This is a genomic window from Flavobacterium commune (assembly GCF_001857965.1).
Taxonomy (GTDB): domain Bacteria; phylum Bacteroidota; class Bacteroidia; order Flavobacteriales; family Flavobacteriaceae; genus Flavobacterium; species Flavobacterium commune.
Window position 1 is genome coordinate 2,697,703 of record NZ_CP017774.1, and the last position, 21,115, is coordinate 2,718,817.

19 protein-coding genes are annotated in these 21,115 nt (G+C 34.7%); 9 read left to right on the forward strand and 10 right to left on the reverse strand.

Features of this window, described 5'->3' with window-relative positions:
- Positions 1-86 precede the first annotated feature (86 nt).
- On the forward strand, positions 87-725 hold the full coding sequence (locus BIW12_RS11335; protein ID WP_071185213.1) for a peroxiredoxin: 639 nt from the start codon (positions 87-89) through the stop codon (positions 723-725).
- Positions 726-799: 74 nt separating this feature from the next.
- On the opposite strand, the gene BIW12_RS11340 is transcribed toward BIW12_RS11335, so the two are convergent.
- The 8 genes from BIW12_RS11340 to BIW12_RS11375 form a co-directional block, all read right to left on the reverse strand.
- Positions 800-1,057 (reverse strand): Txe/YoeB family addiction module toxin, encoded by a 258-nt coding sequence (locus BIW12_RS11340; RefSeq protein WP_071185214.1) that lies wholly within the window; start codon positions 1,055-1,057, stop codon positions 800-802.
- Between the two features lies 1 nt (position 1,058).
- Positions 1,059-1,313, reverse strand: a complete 255-nt coding sequence (locus tag BIW12_RS11345) for a type II toxin-antitoxin system Phd/YefM family antitoxin (RefSeq protein WP_071185215.1) — start codon at positions 1,311-1,313, stop codon at positions 1,059-1,061.
- Between the two features lie 67 nt (positions 1,314-1,380).
- The gene (gene nudK, locus BIW12_RS11350; protein ID WP_071185216.1) at positions 1,381-1,962 is read right to left on the reverse strand and encodes a GDP-mannose pyrophosphatase NudK; all 582 of its coding nucleotides are present in this window, start codon (positions 1,960-1,962) and stop codon (positions 1,381-1,383) included.
- 53 nt (positions 1,963-2,015) lie between these two features.
- Entirely contained in the window at positions 2,016-3,287 is a 1,272-nt protein-coding gene (locus tag BIW12_RS11355) for an adenylosuccinate synthase (protein ID WP_071185217.1), read from the reverse strand.
- 63 nt (positions 3,288-3,350) lie between these two features.
- On the reverse strand, positions 3,351-3,848 hold the full coding sequence (locus tag BIW12_RS11360; protein WP_071185218.1) for a Fur family transcriptional regulator: 498 nt from the start codon (positions 3,846-3,848) through the stop codon (positions 3,351-3,353).
- 168 nt (positions 3,849-4,016) lie between these two features.
- Positions 4,017-6,236 (reverse strand): RelA/SpoT family protein, encoded by a 2,220-nt coding sequence (locus BIW12_RS11365; protein ID WP_071185219.1) that lies wholly within the window; start codon positions 6,234-6,236, stop codon positions 4,017-4,019.
- 177 nt (positions 6,237-6,413) lie between these two features.
- Positions 6,414-7,199: a TrmH family RNA methyltransferase gene (locus BIW12_RS11370; protein WP_071185220.1), complete on the reverse strand. Its 786-nt coding sequence runs from the start codon at positions 7,197-7,199 to the stop codon at positions 6,414-6,416.
- Between the two features lie 28 nt (positions 7,200-7,227).
- Positions 7,228-7,911 carry a cell division ATP-binding protein FtsE gene (locus BIW12_RS11375; RefSeq protein ID WP_071185221.1) on the reverse strand — a complete coding sequence of 228 codons (684 nt, stop codon included), beginning with the start codon at positions 7,909-7,911 and terminating at the stop codon, positions 7,228-7,230.
- 166 nt (positions 7,912-8,077) lie between these two features.
- Between BIW12_RS11375 and BIW12_RS11380 the strand changes: the two genes are divergently transcribed.
- Together BIW12_RS11380 and BIW12_RS11385 are read left to right on the forward strand one after the other, a co-directional pair.
- A complete protein-coding gene (locus tag BIW12_RS11380; RefSeq protein ID WP_071185222.1) occupies positions 8,078-11,092 on the forward strand; it encodes a tetratricopeptide repeat protein in 3,015 nt (1,004 codons plus the stop codon).
- A gap of 72 nt (positions 11,093-11,164) precedes the next feature.
- Complete coding sequence (locus tag BIW12_RS11385; protein WP_071185223.1) at positions 11,165-12,919, forward strand: porin family protein; 1,755 nt, start codon at positions 11,165-11,167, stop codon at positions 12,917-12,919.
- A gap of 177 nt (positions 12,920-13,096) precedes the next feature.
- Here the strand turns inward: BIW12_RS11385 and BIW12_RS11390 are convergent, their stop codons facing one another.
- On the reverse strand, positions 13,097-13,642 hold the full coding sequence (locus BIW12_RS11390; RefSeq protein WP_071185224.1) for a DUF2911 domain-containing protein: 546 nt from the start codon (positions 13,640-13,642) through the stop codon (positions 13,097-13,099).
- 119 nt (positions 13,643-13,761) lie between these two features.
- Between BIW12_RS11390 and BIW12_RS11395 the strand changes: the two genes are divergently transcribed.
- The 6 genes from BIW12_RS11395 (at position 13,762) to BIW12_RS11420 (ending at position 20,354) form a co-directional block, all read left to right on the forward strand.
- Positions 13,762-14,211 (forward strand): hypothetical protein, encoded by a 450-nt coding sequence (locus tag BIW12_RS11395; RefSeq protein WP_071185225.1) that lies wholly within the window; start codon positions 13,762-13,764, stop codon positions 14,209-14,211.
- Between the two features lie 268 nt (positions 14,212-14,479).
- Complete coding sequence (locus BIW12_RS11400; protein ID WP_071185226.1) at positions 14,480-14,749, forward strand: Asp-tRNA(Asn)/Glu-tRNA(Gln) amidotransferase subunit GatC; 270 nt, start codon at positions 14,480-14,482, stop codon at positions 14,747-14,749.
- A 1-nt stretch (position 14,750) separates the two neighbouring features.
- Positions 14,751-16,148, forward strand: a complete 1,398-nt coding sequence (locus BIW12_RS11405) for an amidase (protein WP_071185227.1) — start codon at positions 14,751-14,753, stop codon at positions 16,146-16,148.
- Complete coding sequence (gene gatB/aspS / locus BIW12_RS11410) at positions 16,148-19,477, forward strand: bifunctional amidotransferase subunit GatB/aspartate--tRNA ligase AspS (RefSeq protein ID WP_071185228.1); 3,330 nt, start codon at positions 16,148-16,150, stop codon at positions 19,475-19,477. The genes BIW12_RS11405 and gatB/aspS overlap by 1 nt, the downstream gene beginning before the upstream one ends.
- 201 nt (positions 19,478-19,678) lie before the next feature.
- Positions 19,679-19,975, forward strand: a complete 297-nt coding sequence (locus BIW12_RS11415) for a type II toxin-antitoxin system HigB family toxin (protein ID WP_071186352.1) — start codon at positions 19,679-19,681, stop codon at positions 19,973-19,975.
- Positions 19,976-19,985: 10 nt separating this feature from the next.
- Positions 19,986-20,354 carry a helix-turn-helix domain-containing protein gene (locus tag BIW12_RS11420; RefSeq protein ID WP_071186354.1) on the forward strand — a complete coding sequence of 123 codons (369 nt, stop codon included), beginning with the start codon at positions 19,986-19,988 and terminating at the stop codon, positions 20,352-20,354.
- 143 nt (positions 20,355-20,497) lie between these two features.
- Here the strand turns inward: BIW12_RS11420 and BIW12_RS11425 are convergent, their stop codons facing one another.
- Positions 20,498-20,956, reverse strand: coding sequence for an RNA methyltransferase (locus BIW12_RS11425; protein WP_071185229.1), 459 nt, complete (start codon positions 20,954-20,956; stop codon positions 20,498-20,500).
- Positions 20,957-21,115 lie beyond the last annotated feature (159 nt).

The following is a 21,115-nucleotide window of genomic DNA, read 5'->3' on the forward strand; positions in this document are numbered from 1 at the left end:
TCTTAACGAATTTTTCGTCATTAAAAAATGCATATTAGTTTTTTTTGACTAATTTTATAGAACTTATATAAAAATACTGATATATTATGGCAACAATACGTTTAGGAGATACGGCTCCGGATTTTAAAGCAGAAACTACACAGGGTACAGTACAATTTCACGAATGGTTAGGTGATTCTTGGGGTGTTTTATTTTCGCATCCATCTGATTTTACACCAGTTTGTACAACAGAATTAGGTACTGTAGCTAATTATTTCCCTGAATTCCAAAAAAGAAATACTAAGGTTATTGCATTAAGTGTGGATGGATTAGAATCGCATTTAAAATGGATTAAAGACATCGAGGAAACGCAAGATGTAACTTTACAATACCCAATTATCGCTGACGAAAATAAAGAAGTAGCTAATTTGTATGATATGATTCATCCCAATGCGAATGATACTTTCACGGTTCGTTCCGTATTTATTATTGGAGCTGATAAAAAAGTAAAATTAATATTGACGTATCCGGCTTCGACAGGAAGAAATTTTGACGAATTGCTACGTGTAATTGATAGTTTGCAGTTAACGGCTAATTATAGTGTGGCTACACCAGCCAACTGGAAAGACGGTCAGGATGTGGTTATTTCTCCATCAATACCTGATGAAGATATTCCGGCAAAATTCCCAAAAGGATTTAATCGTATTAAATATTATTTAAGGATGACACCACAACCTAATAAATAATTTTAGGTTTTGTTTACAAAAAAAAGGACAATGAGAAATTTTCTTATTGTTCTTTTTTTGTTTTGGGCAGAGTCTTAGTCGTAATTGTGTCGGCATTTTACAATCTGTATTTCATCTTCTAAATACCTGTAAATTAATCGGTGTTCATCATCAATTCGACGTGACCAAAAACCAGCATACTTATGTTTTAGAGGTTCGGGTTTTCCGATGCCTTCAAATGGTGTACGGGCAATATCTTTGAGTAAATCATTGATCTTTTTTACTTTTTTCTTATCGATTTTTTGCCAATACAAATAATCTTCCCAAGATTCATCTACAAAGACATATTTCATCTTATTCTTCGATTAAATCTTTAGAAAATGATTGATTGTTTTTCAATTTTTCGATAGCAGTATCAAGACGTTTTTCATTCAATCGAGATGACAATTCGTAATTTGTTGCCATTAACGAATTATATTCTTCAAGTGATATCACTACAATGCCGGAATCTTTTCCTCGGTTAATAATCAGAGTTTCAAAATTCTTCGCTACTGCATCAAAATAAGATTTAATATCTTTTCTAAAATCAGAAATATTTGTAACTATCATAATCTGTATTTGTTTAAGTACAAATATATGTACAATATTTGATGATTTGTCTTTCGATTGTGTTAAATTACATTAACCCATTTATCTTCGCATATTGCAACAACATAATGGTTTTAGCATCTTTTAATTCTCCTGTTTCAATCATTGCATAAGCCTGGTCAAAAGACATTTCTAAGACTTCGATATTCTCTTGTTCATGGTCGAGTCCGCCACCTTCACTGACTTTCATGGAAGCGTCATATTCGCCAATAAATAAATATAGAATTTCGGTTATGGCTCCCGGTGACATATAGGTTTCCATGATTTTTTTTACCTTAGAAATTCTATAGCCTGTTTCTTCCTCAGTTTCTCGGATGATGCATTGTTCGGGTTCGTCCTGATCTAATAAGCCGGCACAAACTTCGATCATCATTCCGCTTTTATTTCCGTTTAAGTAGGTTGGTAAACGAAACTGACGGGTTAAAATAATGGTTTTATCTGTTTTGTTATAAAGTAAAATCGCCGCCCCGTTACCACGGTCATAGACTTCCCTTTTTTGAGTAATCACGCTATTGTCAGGTTTTTGATAATCAAAAGTTACTTTGTTCAGGATGTACCAGTTGTCCGAAAGCAGTTTGGTTTTTTGGATGGTTATTTTTGGGTCGTTCATGTGTTGTGATTTTGGAGATAAAAAAACGCCCTGAAAAATCAGAGCGTTAATTGTTATTTCATAATAGTTTGTTTTCTGTCCGGACCTACAGAAACAATTTTGATAGGCACTTCTAATTCTTTTTCAATAAACTCGATGTACTCTTTTAATTCAACTGGTAATTCCTCGTAAGTAGTCATTCCGGTTAAATCCTGTTTCCATCCTTTGAATTCTTTGTAAATTGGAGCAACATTTTCTTCTTCCACATTGTAAGGGAAGTGAGCGATGTTTTTTCCTTTATAATTGTATTCAGTACATACTTTTAAGGTATCAAAACCTGAAAGTACGTCGCCTTTCATCATCATCAATTGCGTTACTCCGTTTACCTGAACTGCATATTTTAAAGCTACTAAGTCTAACCATCCACAACGTCTTGCTCTTCCTGTAACCGAACCAAATTCGTTACCCACTTTTGCCATTGTAGCACCAACTTCGTCAAAAAGTTCAGTAGGGAAAGGACCGCTACCTACACGGGTAGTGTAAGCTTTGAAAATTCCGTAAACTTCTTTGATTTTGTTAGGAGCAATTCCTAAACCAGTACAAGCTCCGGCAGCTGTAGTGTTAGATGAAGTTACGAAAGGATAGGTTCCAAAATCAACATCTAACAATGAACCCTGAGCTCCTTCGCATAAGATTGATTTACCCGCCTTTTGAGCTTGGTGCATGTATTCTTCACTATCGATGAAATCTAATTTTTTAATTTCTTCGATAGATTCGAAAAACTCAGCTTCTAATTCCGGTAAGTTGTATTGTAGTTCCACTCCGTAGAATGCAATCATAGCTTCGTGCTTGTCAGCAAGAGCGCGGTATCTTTCTTTGAAATCTTCTAATTCAATATCTCCTACACGCAAACCGTTTCTACCTGTTTTGTCCATATAAGTTGGTCCAATACCTTTAAGTGTAGATCCAATTTTAGCTTTCCCTTTAGAAGCTTCAGAAGCAGCGTCTAATAAACGGTGCGTAGGTAAGATTAAGTGTGCTTTTCTTGAAATGATTAATTTCTTTTTGATATCGATGTTGAATTTTTCTAATCCTTCGATTTCCTTTTGAAATACAACCGGATCAATTACAACACCGTTTCCAATAACATTTACCGCTGATTTATGGAAAATTCCGGAAGGAATGGTTCTAAGTACGTGTTTAATTCCGTCAAATTCTAAAGTATGTCCTGCATTTGGTCCACCTTGAAAACGAGCAATAATATCGTAATTTGAGGTAAGAACGTCAACAATTTTTCCTTTTCCTTCATCTCCCCATTGTAATCCTAGTAATAAATCTACGGTCATTTTAATTTTTTTATTTAATCGTTAATTCGTTTCGGCAGTAAAGAATTACCGCCTTTTTTTAAACTAAATTTTATCGTTATTGGTTTCTTCTTTGTTTTCTTCTGTTTTTGCAACTTTCTTTGTACCATAAAAATACAAGGAATGATTAGTGATATCTACATCAAAAATTTCCTCGATGGTTTTTTTGATGGTTTGTATCCTTGGGTCGCAAAACTCTACTACATCACCGGTATCAGTCATGATAAGATGGTCGTGTTGTTTGTCAAAATAGGATTTTTCATAGTGTGCCTGGTTTTGACCAAACTGATGTTTGCGTACCAATGCACAGTCTAAGAGTAATTCTATAGTGTTGTACAGCGTAGCTCTGCTGACACGGTAGTTTTTGTTTTTCATTTTGATATAGAGGTTTTCTATGTCAAAATGCTCTTCGCTTTCATAGATTTCCTGAAGTATAGAGTAACGTTCAGGCGTTTTTCTATGCCCGTTTTTTTCAAGATACATTGTAAAAACGTTTTTTACAATTTCTTGATTTTTGTCGTTATTTGTGGAAATGAGTGTCATATTCGGCAAAGATAAATTTTTATTTTAATAGTTTTCAAGTTTAAATACTTATAAGATAATAATTTTGTTTTTTTTAATAAAATTAACCGCTGATTTAGGGGTGTTTTTTGAAAACAAAATCTTTTTAGTTATCTAAAGTATTTGGGAAAAAATATATTATTAGGGAAACTAATTTTTGTAAACCCGGGTTACACGGTCAATTCCGTCAATTTTTTTGATATTGTCAATTAGTTTTTTCAAAATAGTGATGTTTTGTACAATTACCGTTAGCTGTCCTTTGAAAAGTCCTGCGTCTCCACTCAATGAAATACTTTGAATATTCACATTCATATTATTCGAAATGACCTTTGTCAACTCGTTAGTTAAACCAATGGTGTCCATTCCTGTGATGTTCAAAATGGCTTTGAATTCTTGTTGAGAAGAGTCAATCCATTTGGCAGGCATAATTCGATAAGCGTAGTTGGACTGTAAAGAGATGGCGTTAGGGCAATCTTTTTTATGCACTTTTATTCCCTCATTGATGGTAACGAAACCAAAAACCTGATCTCCAGGAATTGGGTTACAACAAGTAGAAAGTTTGTAATCTAATTTATCCTGTTCTTTACCAAAAACCAACATGTCGTAATTGTTGTTGAGTACAGGTCTGTGGATGTCAGTATCGGCTGTGTTTCCGCTACGTTTGATTTTGCTTTTAAAGAAATTAATTAAGGTATTGCTTTTTTGAGCAGCAAAGTCCTTTAATTGCTGGTTGTCAATAGTGCCAATTCCAACTCGGTAAAATAAATCCAAACTGGTTTTAAGGTGGAAAAAGTTAACTAATTCGTTAGTTACTCCTTCATTCAAAGTAACTTTAAGGTGTTTTAGTTTACGGGTAAGAACTTCTTTTCCTTCTTCGGCAATTTTCTTAGTGTTTTCGTTAAGAACATTTCTAATTTTATTTTTTGCTCTCGAAGTAGTTACATAATCTAACCAGTTGGCAGTAGGTTTTTGATTTGGAGAGGTGATAATTTCTACCTGATCCCCACTCTTTAATTCATAATTTAAAGGAACTAATTTTCCATTGACTCTGGTTCCGCGGGTTTTGATTCCAATTTCGGAGTGGATACTAAATGCAAAATCTAGTGATGTAGCTCCTTTAGGCAGCGATTTAATATCGCCTTTAGGGGTAAAAATATAGATTTCTTTCGAGTACAAGTTCATTTTGAAATCTTCCACAAAGTCAATTGCGTTGGTTTCAGGATTTTCTAAAGCTTCTCGAAGTAAGTTCAACCAAACATCCAATCCGCCTTCTTCGGTAGCTCCGTTTTTGTATTTGTAATGTGCAGCATAACCTTTTTCTGCAATTTCGTCCATACGTTCACTGCGTACCTGTACTTCAACCCAACGTCCTTTAGGTCCCATTACCGTAATATGCAAGGCTTCATAACCTGTTGATTTAGGTGACGAAATCCAGTCTCTTAGTCGGCTTGGGCTGGGTCTGTAATGATCGGTAACGATAGAATAAATTTTCCAGGCAATAAACTTTTCATCGTGTGCGTCTGATTTATACACAATTCGAAGTGCAAATTTGTCATAAACTTCGTCAAAAGTTACATTTTGGGCTTTCATCTTTCTACGGATAGAATAGATAGATTTTGGGCGGCCTTTTATGATGTAATCAATTCCTTCGGCATCTAAAGAAGCTTTAAGTACGTCTGAGATGTCTTTGATGTAAGCATCCTGTTGTTCCTTGGTCTCTTTTATTTTGCTGACAATATCATTGTATATGGCAGGTTCAGTATATTTTAAACCTAGATCTTCCAGTTTTGTTTTGATGTTGTATAAGCCTAGTCTATGAGCCAATGGCGCATAAATGTATAAGGTTTCTGATGCAATTTTAACTTGTTTGTGGTCATCCATAGACTCCATAGTTTGCATATTGTGCAATCTGTCGGCTATTTTTATCAGGATTACACGCACATCATCATACAAGGTCAATAACATCTTTCTGAAGTTTTCGGCTTGCATAGAGACATTCATATCTTTTTGTACGATGGATATTTTAGTTAAACCTTCAACCAATTGTGCTACCTTAGGATTGAACATTCGCTCAATATCTTTAACGGTAGTAGGGGTGTCTTCTACAACATCATGTAATAAGGCCGCTGCAATTGAAGTAGCTCCAAGGCCTATCTCTGAAGCCACAATTTTGGCAACAGCAATGGGATGAAAAATATAAGCTTCTCCCGATTTTCTTCTTTGGTCTTTATGAGCTTCCACAGCAACGTCAAAAGCCTTGCGTATCAGTTTTTTATCTTCGGTAGTTAATGTTTGGTAACTAATGCGAAGTAATTCTTTGTATTCTTGAGCAATTGCTTTATTCTCTTTTTCAATATCTATTTCTGTCATAAGTGCAGGGTTCATTTTCTAAAAATAACGATAAGTTCGCATATATGCAAGAGTTTGAATTGTTGATTTTAAATTTAGTCCGAAGTCTGCAATCTAAACTCTGCAATCTGAAATCTACAATCTGAAATCTACAATCTGAAATCTACAATCTGAAATCTACAATCTGAAATCTACAATCTAAAACCCTCTTTGTCTTTTGGCTTCGAATATTAATATGGCTGCGGCTACCGAAACGTTCATGCTGTCGATTTCACCTTGCATAGGAATAATGATGTTTTGCGTAGCGGCATCACGCCATTCCTGGGTAAGTCCGGTGGCTTCAGTTCCAACTACTAGCGCGGTTGGTTTTGTGTAGTCCTGAGTGTGATAGCTTGTCGAGTTTTGCAAGGTGGCACAGTAGAAATTGATGTTTTTTTCTTTTAAAAAAGAAATGATTTCAGCGGTGCTTGCTGTTGCAATTTGGTTGGTAAACAGGCAGCCTACACTGGAACGAACAATATTCGGGTTGTATAAATCGCTTTTGGGATTCGCAATAATTACAGCATCAAGATTAGCGGCATCGGCGGTTCTTAAAAGTGCGCCTATGTTTCCGGGCTTTTCAGGAGCTTCGGCAACTAAAATTAAGGGTGTTGCTGAAAGTTTTAAATCAGAAAGTTGTAAGGATTTTGATTTGGCTACAGCCAATACACCTTCGGTGGTTTCGCGATAACTTAGTTTTTGAAATACTTCTTTGTTGATTTCGATTAATTCAGCTGATTTGGCTAATTTTTTTGCTTCAATTTCGCTGCAAATTTCAGGATAAAACAATACGGTTTCAATTTCATAATTTCCTTTTACGGCTAACGAAATTTCGCGTACACCTTCAATTAAAAAAGTTCCGGTTTGTCTTCTGTTTTTGGCTTTTTCCTGTAATAATACTAAAGATTTTATGAATGGATTTTGAATAGATGTAATTTGTTTCAAGAGATTCTAAATTTTAGTATTATAAAAATTAAACAGTTCTTTGCACGACTTCAAAAATTTTAGCATCCTCACATTTTAAGGTTTTTGAAGGGAATTTCATCAGCAGAGCGTAGTCGTGAGTCGCCATAAGAATGGTTTTTCCATTGGCATTAATTTTTTTCAAAACATCCAGAACTTCCACGCTGGTTTGCGGATCTAAGTTTCCGGTAGGTTCGTCGGCAAGGATTAATTCAGGGTCGTTCAATAAAGCTCTTGCAATGGCTACTCGTTGTTGTTCTCCGCCCGAAATTTGATGCGGCATTTTTTGAGCGTAGTTTTTCATACCTACTTTATCCAGAACTTCTTCTATTTTTCGGTTCATTTCGTTCTGGTCTGACCAGCCTGTTGCTTTAAGAACAAAAAGCATATTGTCCTGAATAGAACGATCCGGTAATAATTTGAAATCCTGAAAAACAATTCCGATTTTACGTCTTAAAAAAGGAATGTCGTTTTCTTTCATTGTCTCTAAATCAAAGTCAACAATGTGTCCGTTGCCTTCAATTAATGGTAAGTCAGCATAAAGCGTTTTCATTAAACTACTTTTTCCTGAACCGGTTTTTCCAATAATATAAATGAATTCTCCTCGGTTTACTTCAAGGTTAACATTCGATAAGATTACTTTATCTTCTTGATAGATAGTTGCATTTTTTAAGGATAGTACGGCTTGAGACATAATTAGAATTTGTTTATGGTGTAAAAGTAATTATCAATTATGAAATAGCAATATCAAAATACTGGTTTTTTGCGCTCTGTTAAAATATTTGTTCATAATAAAATTAATTAGGTACTCGTTATCAAATGTAGAATATGATATATTTGGATATTAAAATAAGATAAAAATGCGTAAATTTTCCAGGCTCTTTTTTTTGTTGGTTTTTGTTAAAACTACTTCGCTTTTAGCACAAAAAACTGCTGTATATACTAGTGATTTTAAGGATTATAATAAAGCGGTTGCTTTGTATAAAGACAATCAGTACGCTTCGGCTCAGTTTCTTTTTGAGAGAGTAAAATCAGAAGTAAAAAACGATGAAATCAAATCAGATTGTACTTATTATGATGCCAGTTGTGCTGTTCGGTTAGGACATGCTAATGCTGATGTCCTGATGGAATCATTTTTAGAAAAATATCCAACAAGTTCTAAAACAAATCAGGCTTATGTAGAAGTAGCTCATTTTTATTTTAATCAAAAAAAATATTCAGAAGCACTAAAAAAGTTTGAACAAGTAGATGAAAGTCAGTTGAGTGCTAAGGACAAAGACCGATTTAATTTTCAAAAAGGGTATAGCTTATTTAGTTCTAATAACAAAAAAGAAGCAACTACTTACTTTAATAAGGTTTTGAAATCAGAAGTTTATGGTTCTCAGGCTAAATATTATTTAGGTTTTATGGCTTATGAAGGCAATAATTATCAGGAGGCCAATAAGTATTTTGACCAGGTAGCAACTGATGAAAAATTTGCTGAAAAACTTTCCTATTATCAGGCGGATATGAGTTTCAAGTCGGGAAATTTTGAAAAAGCAATTGCTTTAGGGCAAAAAGCGATGGCTAAATCGAATGAAGCAGAACAATCGGAATTGAATAAAATTATTGGTGAAAGCTATTTTAATTTAAAAAAATACAACGAAGCTATTCCGTATTTAGTGGCTTATAAAGGTAAAAGAGGAAAGTGGAATAACACCGATTATTACCAATTGGGTTATGCTTATTACAAGAAAAACGACTTTGAAAATGCCATTGCCCAGTTCAATAAAATTATTGGCGGAAAAGATGGAGTGGCTCAGAATGCCTATTACCATTTAGGGGAAAGTTACCTGAAATTAGATAAAAAACCACAGGCTTTGAATGCTTTCAAAAATGCTTCCGAAATGGCTTTTGATGCAGCCATTCAGGAAGATGCCCATTTGAATTATGCTAAATTGAGTTATGAGTTAGGGAATTCCTATCAAAGTGTACCTGCTGTTTTGCTTGGTTTTATCAATAAATACCCCAATAATTCCAGTCGTCCGGTGGTGGAGAAATTATTGATTGATTCGTATATCTCTTCTAAAAATTACAAAGAAGCTTTGGTTTTACTGGAAAAAAACAAAATCCCGGAAAATAAATTGGCTTACCAAAAAGTAACTTTTTACAGAGGGCTGGAATTATATACCGATAGAAATTATGCTGCAGCTTCGCAAATGTTTCAAAAATCTTTAGCTAATACTATTGATGCTCAATTTACTGCCAGAGCTACTTTCTGGAAAGCTGAAACAGAGTATGTTTTAGAAGATTACAATAAATCCTTGTTGAGCTTCAAACAATTTGCAGCAATGTCATCAGCGGCAACAACTCCTGAGTATAAAAACAGCAATTACAATATTGCGTATGCCTATTTTAAATTAAAAGAATACGATGCAGCCGGAGATGCTTTTCAAAGATTTATTGATAAGGTAAAAGATGATAAAACCAGAATAACCGATGCTTATTTGCGTTTAGCCGATTGTCGTTTTGTGACTACTAAATACTGGCCGGCTATGGATGCCTACAATAAAGTAATCGAACTTAAAAGTGTAGATGCTGATTATGCTTATTATCAAAAAGCAATTAGTTATGGTTTTGTGGCTAAAAATGACAAAAAAATTGAAGAGTTAAATTCGTTTTTACTGGCTTATCTTAAATCAAGCTATCGTGATGATGCGATGTTTGAATTAGCTAATACCTATGTGGCGACGAGCAAGCAGGATTTAGCTTTGAAAACCTATGATAAATTAATAAGCGAATACAAAAACAGTGCGTTTACATCCAGAGCTATTTTGCGTCAGGGATTAGTTTATTACAATTCCGATCGCAATTCTGAGGCTTTGATGAAATTCAAAAAAGTAGCTGCCGAGTATCCTAAAACTTCTGAAGCTTTAGAGGCAGTTGCTACAGCAAGATTAATTTATGTAGATAGTGGAAAAGTAGCTGAGTATGCTGCCTGGGTGCGTACATTGGATTTTGTTGCTGTTACTGATGCTGATTTGGATAACGATACTTTTGAATCGGCTGTGAAACAATTTGAGCAAAACAATAATGCTCAGGCAATATCAGGTTTTAGAGCTTATATCTCGAGTTTTCCAAACGGTATTCATGCTTTGAAAGCGAATTTTTATTTGGCGCAGGCCTATTATGCCGAAGGTCAAAAAGACAAAGCGATTCCTAACTACGAATATGTTGTTAATGAGCCAAGAAACGAATTCACAGAGCAATCTCTATCAAGATTAGCACAAATTTTATTAGATAGCGGTGTAAAAGAAAGAGCTATTCCGGTATTGGCGCGTTTAGAAAATGAAGCTGATTTGTCTCAAAACAAAGTTTTTGCACAGTCTAATTTGATGAAATGTTATTATGAAAATAAGGATTATGCTAATGCGGTTGTTTATGCCGAAAAAGTGTTGAATAATCCAAAAATCGATGATAATGTAAAAAGTGATGGGCAAATTATCATTGCACGTTCGGCCATGCAAACTGGAGATGAATCGAAAGCGAAAGCAGCTTACGCCAAAGTATTGCTGATTGCTAAAGGAGAATTGGCAGCAGAGGCGTTGTATTATGATGCTTATTTTAAAAACAAAGAAGCTAAGTTTGAAGCATCGAATGCTGTGGTTCAAAAATTAGCCAAAAGTTATGCTGCTTATCGTTTTTACGGAGCCAAAGGTTTGATTCTTATGGCTAAAAACTTTTATGGTTTAAAAGATAGTTTTCAGGCAACCTATATTTTAGATAGCGTAATTCAGAATTTTTCTGATTTCCCGGATGTGGTTACTGAAGCACAAACGGAGCTAGCCCGAATTAAATCAGAAGAGTCTAAAACAAATTCTTCGATAGCTAATTAATTTAAAATATTGTCACACTGTCCCAAAGTTTCGGGCGTCGAAGTGCTTCACGTAAAAAAAAAAAAATAAAGTATGAAATTCATTTTCCAAAATAAAATAATATTAGGTCTGTTTGTGATGGTTTTTCAATTTTCTTTTGCCCAAAAGAAAAATGAAAGCATAGGTTCAGAAGAGGTAAATATTGTAAAATCCTATACGCCAACAATATCAGATGCGTCAAAAATTCAGGAATCTCCGGTTCTTGATGACGAGTCAAATGCTAAAAAAGAAACGATTAAATATACTATTTTTTCGTTTCCGGTAGCTTCGACTTTTACTCCGGCCAAAGGAAAGGCTGAAGCAGTGGATAAAGAAGCCAAAGAAAAGTTTTTTAATAATTATGCTACTCTGGCAATTGGGAATTACGGAGCGTTGAATGCTGAGTTGTTTGTTAATCAGGAATTAGCAAAGAATGATTATGTAGGAGGAATGTTTCGTCATTTTTCTTCTCAGGGAGGTATTAATAATGTAAAATTAGACGATTGGTATTATGATACCGCTTTGGATATAACTTACGGAGCTAATTATGATAAAATGTCCTGGAATATTGATTTAGGGTATCAAAATCAAGTGTATAATTGGTATGGTTTGCCAATGGATTTTGGGAGTACATTAAGTGCTTCTGATAGAAATAATTTAATAGGAAGTATCGATTCTAAGCATGCGTACAATGGAATTTCTTTAGGTGGAAAACTGGATTTTTCCGAAGGAGCTTTTAAAGAAATGGCAATGAAATTCAGTCATTTTACGGATAGTTTTGGTTCGGCCGAAAACCGATTTTATATTAAACCAAAGTTGCAATTTGATGTTGCTGATCAATTGGTAAAAACCGATATTATTGTGGATTATGTAGGCGGAACTTTCGATAAAAATTATGCGAATGACAATTTGGAAGCAATAAAATATGGTTTTACTAATTTAGGACTTTCGCCTAGTCTGAACATTCAGGAAAACGGTTGGGACGTAAAATTAGGAGCTTCGTTATTTTATAGTATAGATAAAACAGGAGCCGATAATAAATTTTTAATATACCCAAGTGTGAGCGTTTCTTATTCTGTTGTGGATGATTTGATGATTTTTTATGCAGGAGCCGAAGGAAGTTTAGAGCAAAACTCGTATATGGATTTTGTAAAAGAAAACCCGTTTTTATCTCCAACATTAGCCATTGCACCTATGGATAAACAGTATGATGTTTTTGCCGGTTTGAAGGGGAAATTAGCTTCCAGTGTGAGTTATAACATTCGTGGTTCTTATATTAACGAAAGAAATAAGGCTTTGTTTAGAAGTAATGATTATACTGAGAATAGTTCGAATGAAGATTATGCTTTTGGGAACTCATTTCAGGTAGTTTATGATGATGTAAGAACTTTTCGTTTTTCAGGAGATTTGAAAGCTGATTTTTCTGAAAATGTAAGTTTTGGAATTGGAGGAACTTTTAGCAGTTATAAAAATAGCGTTCAGCAAGAAGCGTGGAATTTGCCTGAAATAGAGTTGAATTCGGCTATTGATTTTAATATTACACCAAAGTGGTATGCGGGAGCTAAACTGTTTTATGTTGGAGAAAGAAAAGATATGCAAACGAATATTGATTTAAATCCTGTGGGGACTCCTGTGAAATTAGGAAGCTATATAGATTTGAATTCGCATGTTGGTTACAAATACAATTCTCAGCTAACCGCATTTTTGAAGTTGAATAATATGACCAATAAGTCCTATCAAAAATGGATGAATTATCCTGTACAAGGTTTTCAGGTGATGCTGGGGGCGAATTATAAATTTGATTTTTAAGTTTTTTAGTTAACCACAAAGAGCACTAAGATTTTCGCTAAGTCCACAAAGTTTTAATCCTTTGTTTTTACTTTCGAAATCTTAGTGCTCTTTTTTTGTTAAAGACTTTTACAGATTGTTTAAAAAAAATTTGTGGTCTCTGTGAAAACTTTGTGTCCTTTGTGGTAAAAAAATATATTATTCTGTAAAAGGAATCGCAATACGCATTTTGTCCCATCCAATGTTGAGAATCATACCTTTGTCAGCTGGAGTAAAAACCATTGAAAGAGCTTCCAGAGATTCTTCCGCCTGGGTTACAGGAACAACTAATCTGGCAACATCATTTTCGGCTTTATAGTTGTAAGCTCCCCAAACATTAACACTTTTATTAATGATAATGGTGTAGTTTTCTTGTTCAGGAATAGTGTATAATGAATAAGTTCCTGATTTGATTTTGGTTTTACCAAGCATAACATCTTTGTAAAAAGTGATCTCAGTTGCTTCGTTAGCGCCGGTTCTCCATACTTTTCCAGCTGGAGCTAATTCGCTTAACGTACGTCCTTTAAGTTGTGGACGGCTGTAAACAATTTTAGCGGTTTTAACCGGGATTTTATTGTCGGCAGGAAATAAAGCTTGGTCTAATGGGCTTTTGTCTAAGCCAGGGAATTTTTGAGCTTGTACGTTGGTAGCTAGCATTAATAGTGAGCCAAAAGCAATTGCGGAAATGAATTTTAATTTTTTCATAGTAGATTTTAAAAAGAATAAGATTAATAAGATTCTTTACGAAGTTACAGAAAAAATGTTTTTTACACTTTAAAAAAAAGAACATCTTTGTAGTTTAAGAATTGTAGTGCTTCAATAAAATGACTTTCAAACAAAAAATATATGATTATTATTGCCGATTAGTAGAAGATAGAATCGATGCTTTCCGGGATATGATTTCGGCTTTGACCGAGGATTCTAAAAATGATGCCAAAGGTTCCGCTGGTGATAAACACGAAACGGCTTTATCGATGATGCACTTGGAACAGGAAAAATTCAATACCAAACTAAGGGAAGTTTTAGAGCAAAAAGCAATTTTGGACAAAATTGATGCTTCGGTAATTGCAAAAACAATTGTTTTAGGAAGTTTGGTAAAAGCCAATGGGATTTATTTGTATCTGTCTTTGGCTTTGCCAAAAATAACTATCGACGGAATAAATGTTATTGCGTTATCGCCGCAATCTCCATTGGGAAGCAAGTTGATGGGAAATGCTGTTGGTTTTACTTTCGAAATTAATGGAACAAAATATTTGATTGAGAGTGTTGAGTAGTTGTCTACAGTTATATTAGTTTTTGATGATAATTTTTCGTCAGTTCGAGTGAATTTCGATAGAAAACCGTATCGAGAACAAGAAAAATTTCATTAAAAACGGTTCTCGATACATTTTTTGTTCCGTTTTACTGCACAAAAAACACTCGAACTGACGTACACCCAATGGTTTTTATGCATTTGAAATCATTTAAAAAAATGGGATTCCCTAAAAAAAACTTTCGTAAATTCGCCAGCTTAAAAGTTTGACTTTAAAACGAATTAAAATTATGAGTAAAATAATGACAGTCGACATCTTGTCGAGTATTAAAGGAGCACAGCCTTCCGAGAGCGTGAACAAATTATTTGATGTAATCAAGAATGCACATCCATCAAATAATAATTCCTTGAATAATGTCAATCATAATTGTGTGTCAGTAAGTGATTTAAGAGAAGATGTTGTGATAGAGAGTTCGGCTATGGAAAAACAACTTATTTTAGAAAATTTCCCGAACAAAAAAAATGGTTTTTTAGTTGTTGCTAAAGTTATAGAAGGATAAAATGGATTCTAAAATAAAAGAAATACACCAACAATTGGTGTCAAAACAAATCACTTGTACAGCTTTAGTACAGGAAAAATTAGACTTACTTAAACAAAATACATACAACTCGGTTAATTCTTTATTGGACACTTTGGCTCTGGAATTAGCGGCTAAAGTAGATACTAAAATTGCAAACGGAGAAACAATCGGTTTGCTGGAAGGAATTCCTTTCGGGATTAAAGATGTATATATGTTGCAGGGAACTTACACTACGGCAAGTTCTGAATTGTTGAAAAATTATAAATCGCCTTACACGGCTACCGCTATTCAAAAATTATTGGATGCCGGTGCTATTCCGCTAGTGAAAGAAAACTGTGACAGTTTTGGTCATGGATCTTCTAGTGAAAACACCATTTTTGGAGCAGTAAAAAATGCAATAAATCCGGAATTAGTTGCAGGTGGTTCCAGTGGTGGATCAGCGGTTAACGTTGCAAAAGATTACACTGTTTTTTCTATTGGTGGAGATACAGGAGGTTCGATTCGTCAGCCTGCCGGGTACAACCATATTTACGGTTTAAAACCAACTTACGGAAGAATTTCAAGATACGGATTGATGGCTTATGCATCTTCTACAGATTGCGTTGGTCCATTGGCAAAATCTATTGAAGATATCCGAATTGTGTTGAATGTAATGAGCGGGAAAGATCCAAAAGATCAAACTTCAGTCGCTTCAGCGGAAATTAGTGAAGAGGAAATTGCAACTTCTGCTGTAAAAGCTGTTGGTTATTTTAAAAACTTCATCGAAAGTGATGCCATTGATGCCCAAATAAAAGCTGATTTCTTGGCAAGTATCGAAAAAATAAAAGCCAAAGGAATTGAAGTAAAGGAATTAGATTTCTTCAAATCCGATATTTTAGTTTCTACCTATTATACTTTGGCTATGGCCGAAACGGCTTCGAATTTATCCCGTTTGGACGGAACCAATTATGGAAACCGTATCGAAGGAGATAATTTGATTGATTCGTATGCCGTAACGCGTTCTGAAAATTTTTCGGAAGAAACTAAACGCAGAATTGTTGGTGGAAACCAGGTGTTGTCTCAGGGATTTTCAGATGAAATCTATTTAAAAGGATTGGCTTTGAGAGATCAGATTTCGGAGAACTTCAGTAAAGATTTCGAGGAAGTAGATGTGATTTTATCGCCGGTTACACCAAGCACACCTCCAAAAATCGGAGACAGTTTAAAAGATCCGTTGGCGATGTATTTGTCGGATGCTTATACGGTTGGTTTTAGTTTAGGGCAATTACCAACTTTAACTGTGCCACAAGGAACAAGTACCGGATTGCAAATTACTGCAGCAAAAAATAATGATGAATTAGTTATGCAATTTGCTAACTTCTTAAAAGATACACTATAATGGAATTGGAACAATTAACGGCGGCATTAAAAGCCCACGATTTAGAATTGGTAATCGGACTGGAAACTCATGTTCGATTGAATACCAAAACCAAGTTGTTTTGTTCTTGTCCAAATCAAGAAATAGAAACACCTAATGAAAATATATGTTCCGTTTGTACGGGACAAATGGGCGTTTTGCCAGCCATAAATAAAGAAGCGATTACAAAAGCTATTTATTTTGGAAAAGCAGTAAATTCGACATTTAGTAATGAAGTGATTTCCTGGGATAGAAAGCATTACGAATATCCGGATAACCCGAAAAATATTCAGATAACGCAATTTCATAATCCAATAATTCCTGACGGACAGGTTTCTTGTTACCGAAATGACGGTTCTCAATTTACCGTGAATTTAACCCAGGTGCATATTGAAGAAGATGCTGCGAAATTGATGCACGAAAAGAAGATTTCGTTAGTCGATTTTAACAAAGCGGGAGTTCCGTTGATTGAAATTGTTACGGAGCCTTGTGTTCGTAATATTGAAGATGCTTCAACTTATGCGCAATACATTCAGCGTATTGTTCAGAATTTAGGAATCTCTGAAGCCAATTTGGAGAAAGGAGAATTCAAATCGGATGTTTCGGTTTCTTTACGCAAAATAAATTCAGACGTTTTAAACCCAAGAACGGAAATCAAAAACTTGAACTCGTTTAAGTTTATGATCGAAGCTTTGAAAGAAGAAGTAGAGAAACAGTTCAATTATTTTATCGAAAACAAAGAATTTAGACCTGATCAAACGACTGTGTTGTGGGATGCTGATTTAAAGCAAACCAAAACCATGCGTAAAAAAGAATTTGAAGCGGATTACCGTTTTATATCAGAGCCGGATTTACCTTTTGTAAATATTAAAGCTGAAATTGAAGCGATTAAAGTAGATACTAGTGCTTTGCCTTATGCTGTTGAATCTATTTTGATTAATGGAGGTGTTTTGCCACAAGATGCTAAATTTTTCACGGCAGATGCTTTGCGTTCGAGAACATTTGTGACTTTAAATAACGAAATTAAAGATCCATCGTTTGTTGCTAAAACTTTAGCGAATAACATCAAGGCTGAAGATTATGATAAGATTCATAATATTGAGCATTTAATAACCATTTTTGTATTATTCAAAGCGGAAAAAATCACAGCTGTTTTAGTTCAAAATGCGATTGCTGGTTATTTAAAAGATCAAAATTTCGATTACAATAAATATTTTGCAGATAATACGATTTCTGAAGATAAAATTCAGGAAGTTATTGCTACCGTAATTGCTGAAAACGCTGCTGTGGCTAATGATATTAAAGCAGGTGACCAAGGAAAAGCAGGTATTTTAGTTGGTAAGGTTTTAGGTGTTATTGGAAAAGGAGCGAATGGAAAAGTAATTCGTCAGATTATATTAGACAAATTAGGTGCTGCTGCTGTTTTGGAGAAAAAAGAAGCGCAGGAAAAAGTTTCTAAAGAAGCAATTGCTGAATCTAAAGAAGTTCAAGAAGAAGCACTTCCTGAAATTCCTATTGTTGTAAAAGATACCTACAGAACTCATAAGATTTCACAATTATCAGAGGCAAATATCGGCGAAGAGGTGATGTTGTCAGGCTGGGTAGCGAGTGTTCGTGACCACGGTGAATTGATTTTTATTGATTTGCGTGATTCAAGTTATGAGATTTTCCAGGTTAATATCAGTAGAGAAACTTTTCCTAATATCGACGAGTTAGTGAAATTGAAACCGGAATCGGTAATTTCGGTAAAAGGTATTGTAGTAGGACGTAATGAAGATGATTATAATGCAGGATTGCGTACGGGTAAAATAGAATTAGAAACTTCGGTTTTAGAAATTTTAAATTTATCTAAAACATTGCCTTTCGAAATTAAGAGAGCGGCTAAAACAAACGAAGCGATTCGTTTTCAATACAAGTTTTTGGATCACAGAAACGAAGAAGTAAGGCGAGCAATCGTAAATCGTCATAAAGTAATTAAGTTAATTCGTGACATCTTAGATGAGGAAGAGTTCTTAGAAATTGAAACACCAATTTTAAGTGCAGGGACTGATGAAGGAGCACGTGAATTTATTGTTCCTACTCGTAAACAAGCTGGTTTGTTTTATACCTTACCACAAGCGCCACAGCAGTTCAAACAGATGTTGATGGTGAGTGGTTATGAGAAATATTTCCAGGTGGCACGTTGTTTCAGGGATGAGGATTCCCGTGGAGATCGTCAGCCAGAATTTACGCAATTGGATATGGAGTTGGCTTATGCCAGCATGCAGCAGATTATCGATTTGAATACCAAACTATTTAATGAAGTAGTGAAGAAAGTATATGGTAACAAATGGATATTGAAACCATTTGAAGTGATTACCTATAAAGATGCGATGGATTTCTATGGCTGTGACCGACCTGATTTGCGTTACGGTCTGAAAATGCAAGACATTACAGCTATTGTAAAAGATACTACTTTCCAAGTATTCAGTAAACCGATTGAAGAAGGCGGAATTGTAAAATGTATCAAGGTTTCGGCTCAGGAGCAAGGAAATAAGCGTATGTCTAAAGGTCAAATCGAAGCTTTAACTGCTATTGCTCAGCAACACGGTTTAGGTGGATTGGCTTATATTATTGTGAATGAAGAAGAGTTGCAATCGCCTATTATTAAGTTTTTAGGGGAAGAAATTGCAGCAGGAATCATAAAAGCTACGGATGCGCAGGTTGGGGATATTGTATTCTTCTCAGCTGCCGATTATGCTACGGCTAACAAGGCTTTGGATGCTGTTCGTCAGGAATTGGGTAGAATGTTGCATTTGATTAATCCTAAGGAATTACGTCCAGCCTGGGTAGTTGATTTTCCAATGTTTGAAAAAACAGATGAAGGAAGATGGACATTTACGCACAATCCGTTCTCGATGCCGGCTATTTATGATTTGAAAAAACACATGGATGGTAAAGAAGAGGAAATCGGAAGCATCATCGCGCAGCAATACGATATAATCCTGAACGGTTACGAAATTGGAGGAGGATCAGTTCGTGCGCATAAATCGGAAATTCTGGAAGCGACTTATAGAAATATGGGTTACAACAAAGAAGAAATGATTAAGAGTGTAGGGACTATGTATAAAGCTTTCCAATACGGTGCGCCACCACACGGAGGAATTGCCTGGGGAATTGACCGTTTAATGATGATTTTAGAGAAAAAAGCATCTATTCGTGAAGTTATGGCTTTCCCGAAAACAGGAACTAGTGAAGATTTATTATTTGGGGCACCATCGCTTTTATCAGATAAAAAGGTAGAAGAAATGAATGTGAGAATTATTAAATAAAAATATCAAAAATCAATTTCAATGATTAATTGAGTTGATTGAAATGATTCAATTTTCAAATTTCCAAAACGACATTTTAAATGCTTGTTTTGGAAATTTTGTTTTTTTATGAAAAATGGTGTTTGGGGTAAATTCTATTTATCAACACAAAGGTTCGTGTATCAAGAACTTTTTATGTATCTTTGTGTAGTTTTGAGAGATATGAAAAGAATAATTGCGAAAAAGACTTTGAAAGATTTCTGGGAAAATCATGCAGATGCCGAGCAGTATCTAAAAACATGGTATGAAACAGCAAAAAATTCAAATTGGAAATCACCTAATGATGTTAAGCAAACTTTTATTAATGCGAGTGTCTTAAAAGATGGGAGGATTGTTTTTAATATAAAAGGAAATTCTTATCGACTGATTGTAAAATTTAATTTTGAAAGACAATGGGCATTTATTCGATTTGTGGGAACTCATGCTGAGTATGATAAAATAAATGCCGACACAATTTAAAAGTAGAATTATGAAAATTACACCTATTAAAACAGAAAAAGATTACTTAGAAGCACTTGAAAGATTGGAGGTGATTTTTGATGCTGCGCCAAATTCAGTTGAAGGTGATGAGGCTGAAATTTTGTCAATGTTGATAGATAATTATGAAAATCAATTCTTTTCTATTGATGCACCTGATCCAATTGAAGCTATTAAAATCAGAATGGAAGAAATGAATATTAGGCAAAAAGATCTGGTTGGGATAATTGGTGGAAAAAGTAGTGTTTCTGAGGTTTTGAACAAGAAAAAAAAACTAACTGTTGATATGATTCGGGAGCTTGAAAGGGTTTTAAATATTTCAGCTTCAGTATTAGTTGGTAGTTATCAATTAAAACCCTAGTTTGATTTTAATCACAATATCAAAAATCAATTTCAATGGCAATGCTAATTGCAAATTGAAAATAATAAATTTCCAAAACAGCATTTTTTAATGTTTGTTTTGGGAATTTGTTTTTTTAGGGCTTTTTTTTAATTGCAATTGAATCAGGATCTCGGTTTATTAAGCCCTCTGTCGTACATGACAATGCTTCCTGCTACTGATACATTCAAGCTTTTTTCAGATTTGAATTTGATCAGATGATGGCATTTTGCAATTGCTTTTTTAGATAAACCATTGTCTTCGGCGCCTAATAAGTAAACACATCGCCTAGGGTGTTCAAATGTTTCCAAATCGGCTGCTCGTTCGTCAAGTTCGACTCCTACTAAGCGTGCGCCTTTGGGTAAGTTTTGGTAGAAATCTTCAAAGGTTTCGTAGTGAAAATAAGGCATTGATTTTACGGCATTTTCTGTGTCGCAAGCCTGTTTGGCGTATCTGTTTCCTATTGTGAAAATATAACTTGCTCCCAGATTTTGGGCAGTTCTCCATAAAACGCCTAAGTTTTCAGGGGTTTTACCATTCTGTATTCCTATTCCGAAAAATTCGGTTGTAAAATTATCGTTCATGGCGCAAAAATACGAACAGTTGGTAGTATTGCCAAGTTTTTAATTTATGCTGAAAAAAAATAGCTGTTTGTTGTCGAAATCTTCTTATTTTGTTGATAACTTAAGGCTGTTGAAGGCTATTTTTAACGGTATATAAATTGCGTTTTTATATATTTGCGT

Excerpts from the sequence above, each read along its gene's own strand:
- BIW12_RS11335 (WP_071185213.1), top strand. The coding sequence starts at position 87 with ATGGCAACAATACGTTTAGGAGATACGGCTCCGGATTTTAAAGCAGAA.
- BIW12_RS11340 (WP_071185214.1), bottom strand. The coding sequence starts at position 1,057 with ATGAAATATGTCTTTGTAGATGAATCTTGGGAAGATTATTTGTATTGG.
- BIW12_RS11345 (WP_071185215.1), bottom strand. The coding sequence starts at position 1,313 with ATGATAGTTACAAATATTTCTGATTTTAGAAAAGATATTAAATCTTAT.
- nudK (WP_071185216.1), bottom strand. The coding sequence starts at position 1,962 with ATGAACGACCCAAAAATAACCATCCAAAAAACCAAACTGCTTTCGGAC.
- BIW12_RS11355 (WP_071185217.1), bottom strand. The coding sequence starts at position 3,287 with ATGACCGTAGATTTATTACTAGGATTACAATGGGGAGATGAAGGAAAA.
- BIW12_RS11360 (WP_071185218.1), bottom strand. The coding sequence starts at position 3,848 with ATGACACTCATTTCCACAAATAACGACAAAAATCAAGAAATTGTAAAA.
- BIW12_RS11365 (WP_071185219.1), bottom strand. The coding sequence starts at position 6,236 with ATGACAGAAATAGATATTGAAAAAGAGAATAAAGCAATTGCTCAAGAA.
- BIW12_RS11375 (WP_071185221.1), bottom strand. The coding sequence starts at position 7,911 with ATGTCTCAAGCCGTACTATCCTTAAAAAATGCAACTATCTATCAAGAA.
- BIW12_RS11380 (WP_071185222.1), top strand. The coding sequence starts at position 8,078 with ATGCGTAAATTTTCCAGGCTCTTTTTTTTGTTGGTTTTTGTTAAAACT.
- BIW12_RS11385 (WP_071185223.1), top strand. The coding sequence starts at position 11,165 with ATGAAATTCATTTTCCAAAATAAAATAATATTAGGTCTGTTTGTGATG.
- BIW12_RS11390 (WP_071185224.1), bottom strand. The coding sequence starts at position 13,642 with ATGAAAAAATTAAAATTCATTTCCGCAATTGCTTTTGGCTCACTATTA.
- BIW12_RS11395 (WP_071185225.1), top strand. The coding sequence starts at position 13,762 with ATGACTTTCAAACAAAAAATATATGATTATTATTGCCGATTAGTAGAA.
- BIW12_RS11400 (WP_071185226.1), top strand. The coding sequence starts at position 14,480 with ATGAGTAAAATAATGACAGTCGACATCTTGTCGAGTATTAAAGGAGCA.
- BIW12_RS11405 (WP_071185227.1), top strand. The coding sequence starts at position 14,751 with ATGGATTCTAAAATAAAAGAAATACACCAACAATTGGTGTCAAAACAA.
- gatB/aspS (WP_071185228.1), top strand. The coding sequence starts at position 16,148 with ATGGAATTGGAACAATTAACGGCGGCATTAAAAGCCCACGATTTAGAA.
- BIW12_RS11415 (WP_071186352.1), top strand. The coding sequence starts at position 19,679 with ATGAAAAGAATAATTGCGAAAAAGACTTTGAAAGATTTCTGGGAAAAT.
- BIW12_RS11420 (WP_071186354.1), top strand. The coding sequence starts at position 19,986 with ATGAAAATTACACCTATTAAAACAGAAAAAGATTACTTAGAAGCACTT.
- BIW12_RS11425 (WP_071185229.1), bottom strand. The coding sequence starts at position 20,956 with ATGAACGATAATTTTACAACCGAATTTTTCGGAATAGGAATACAGAAT.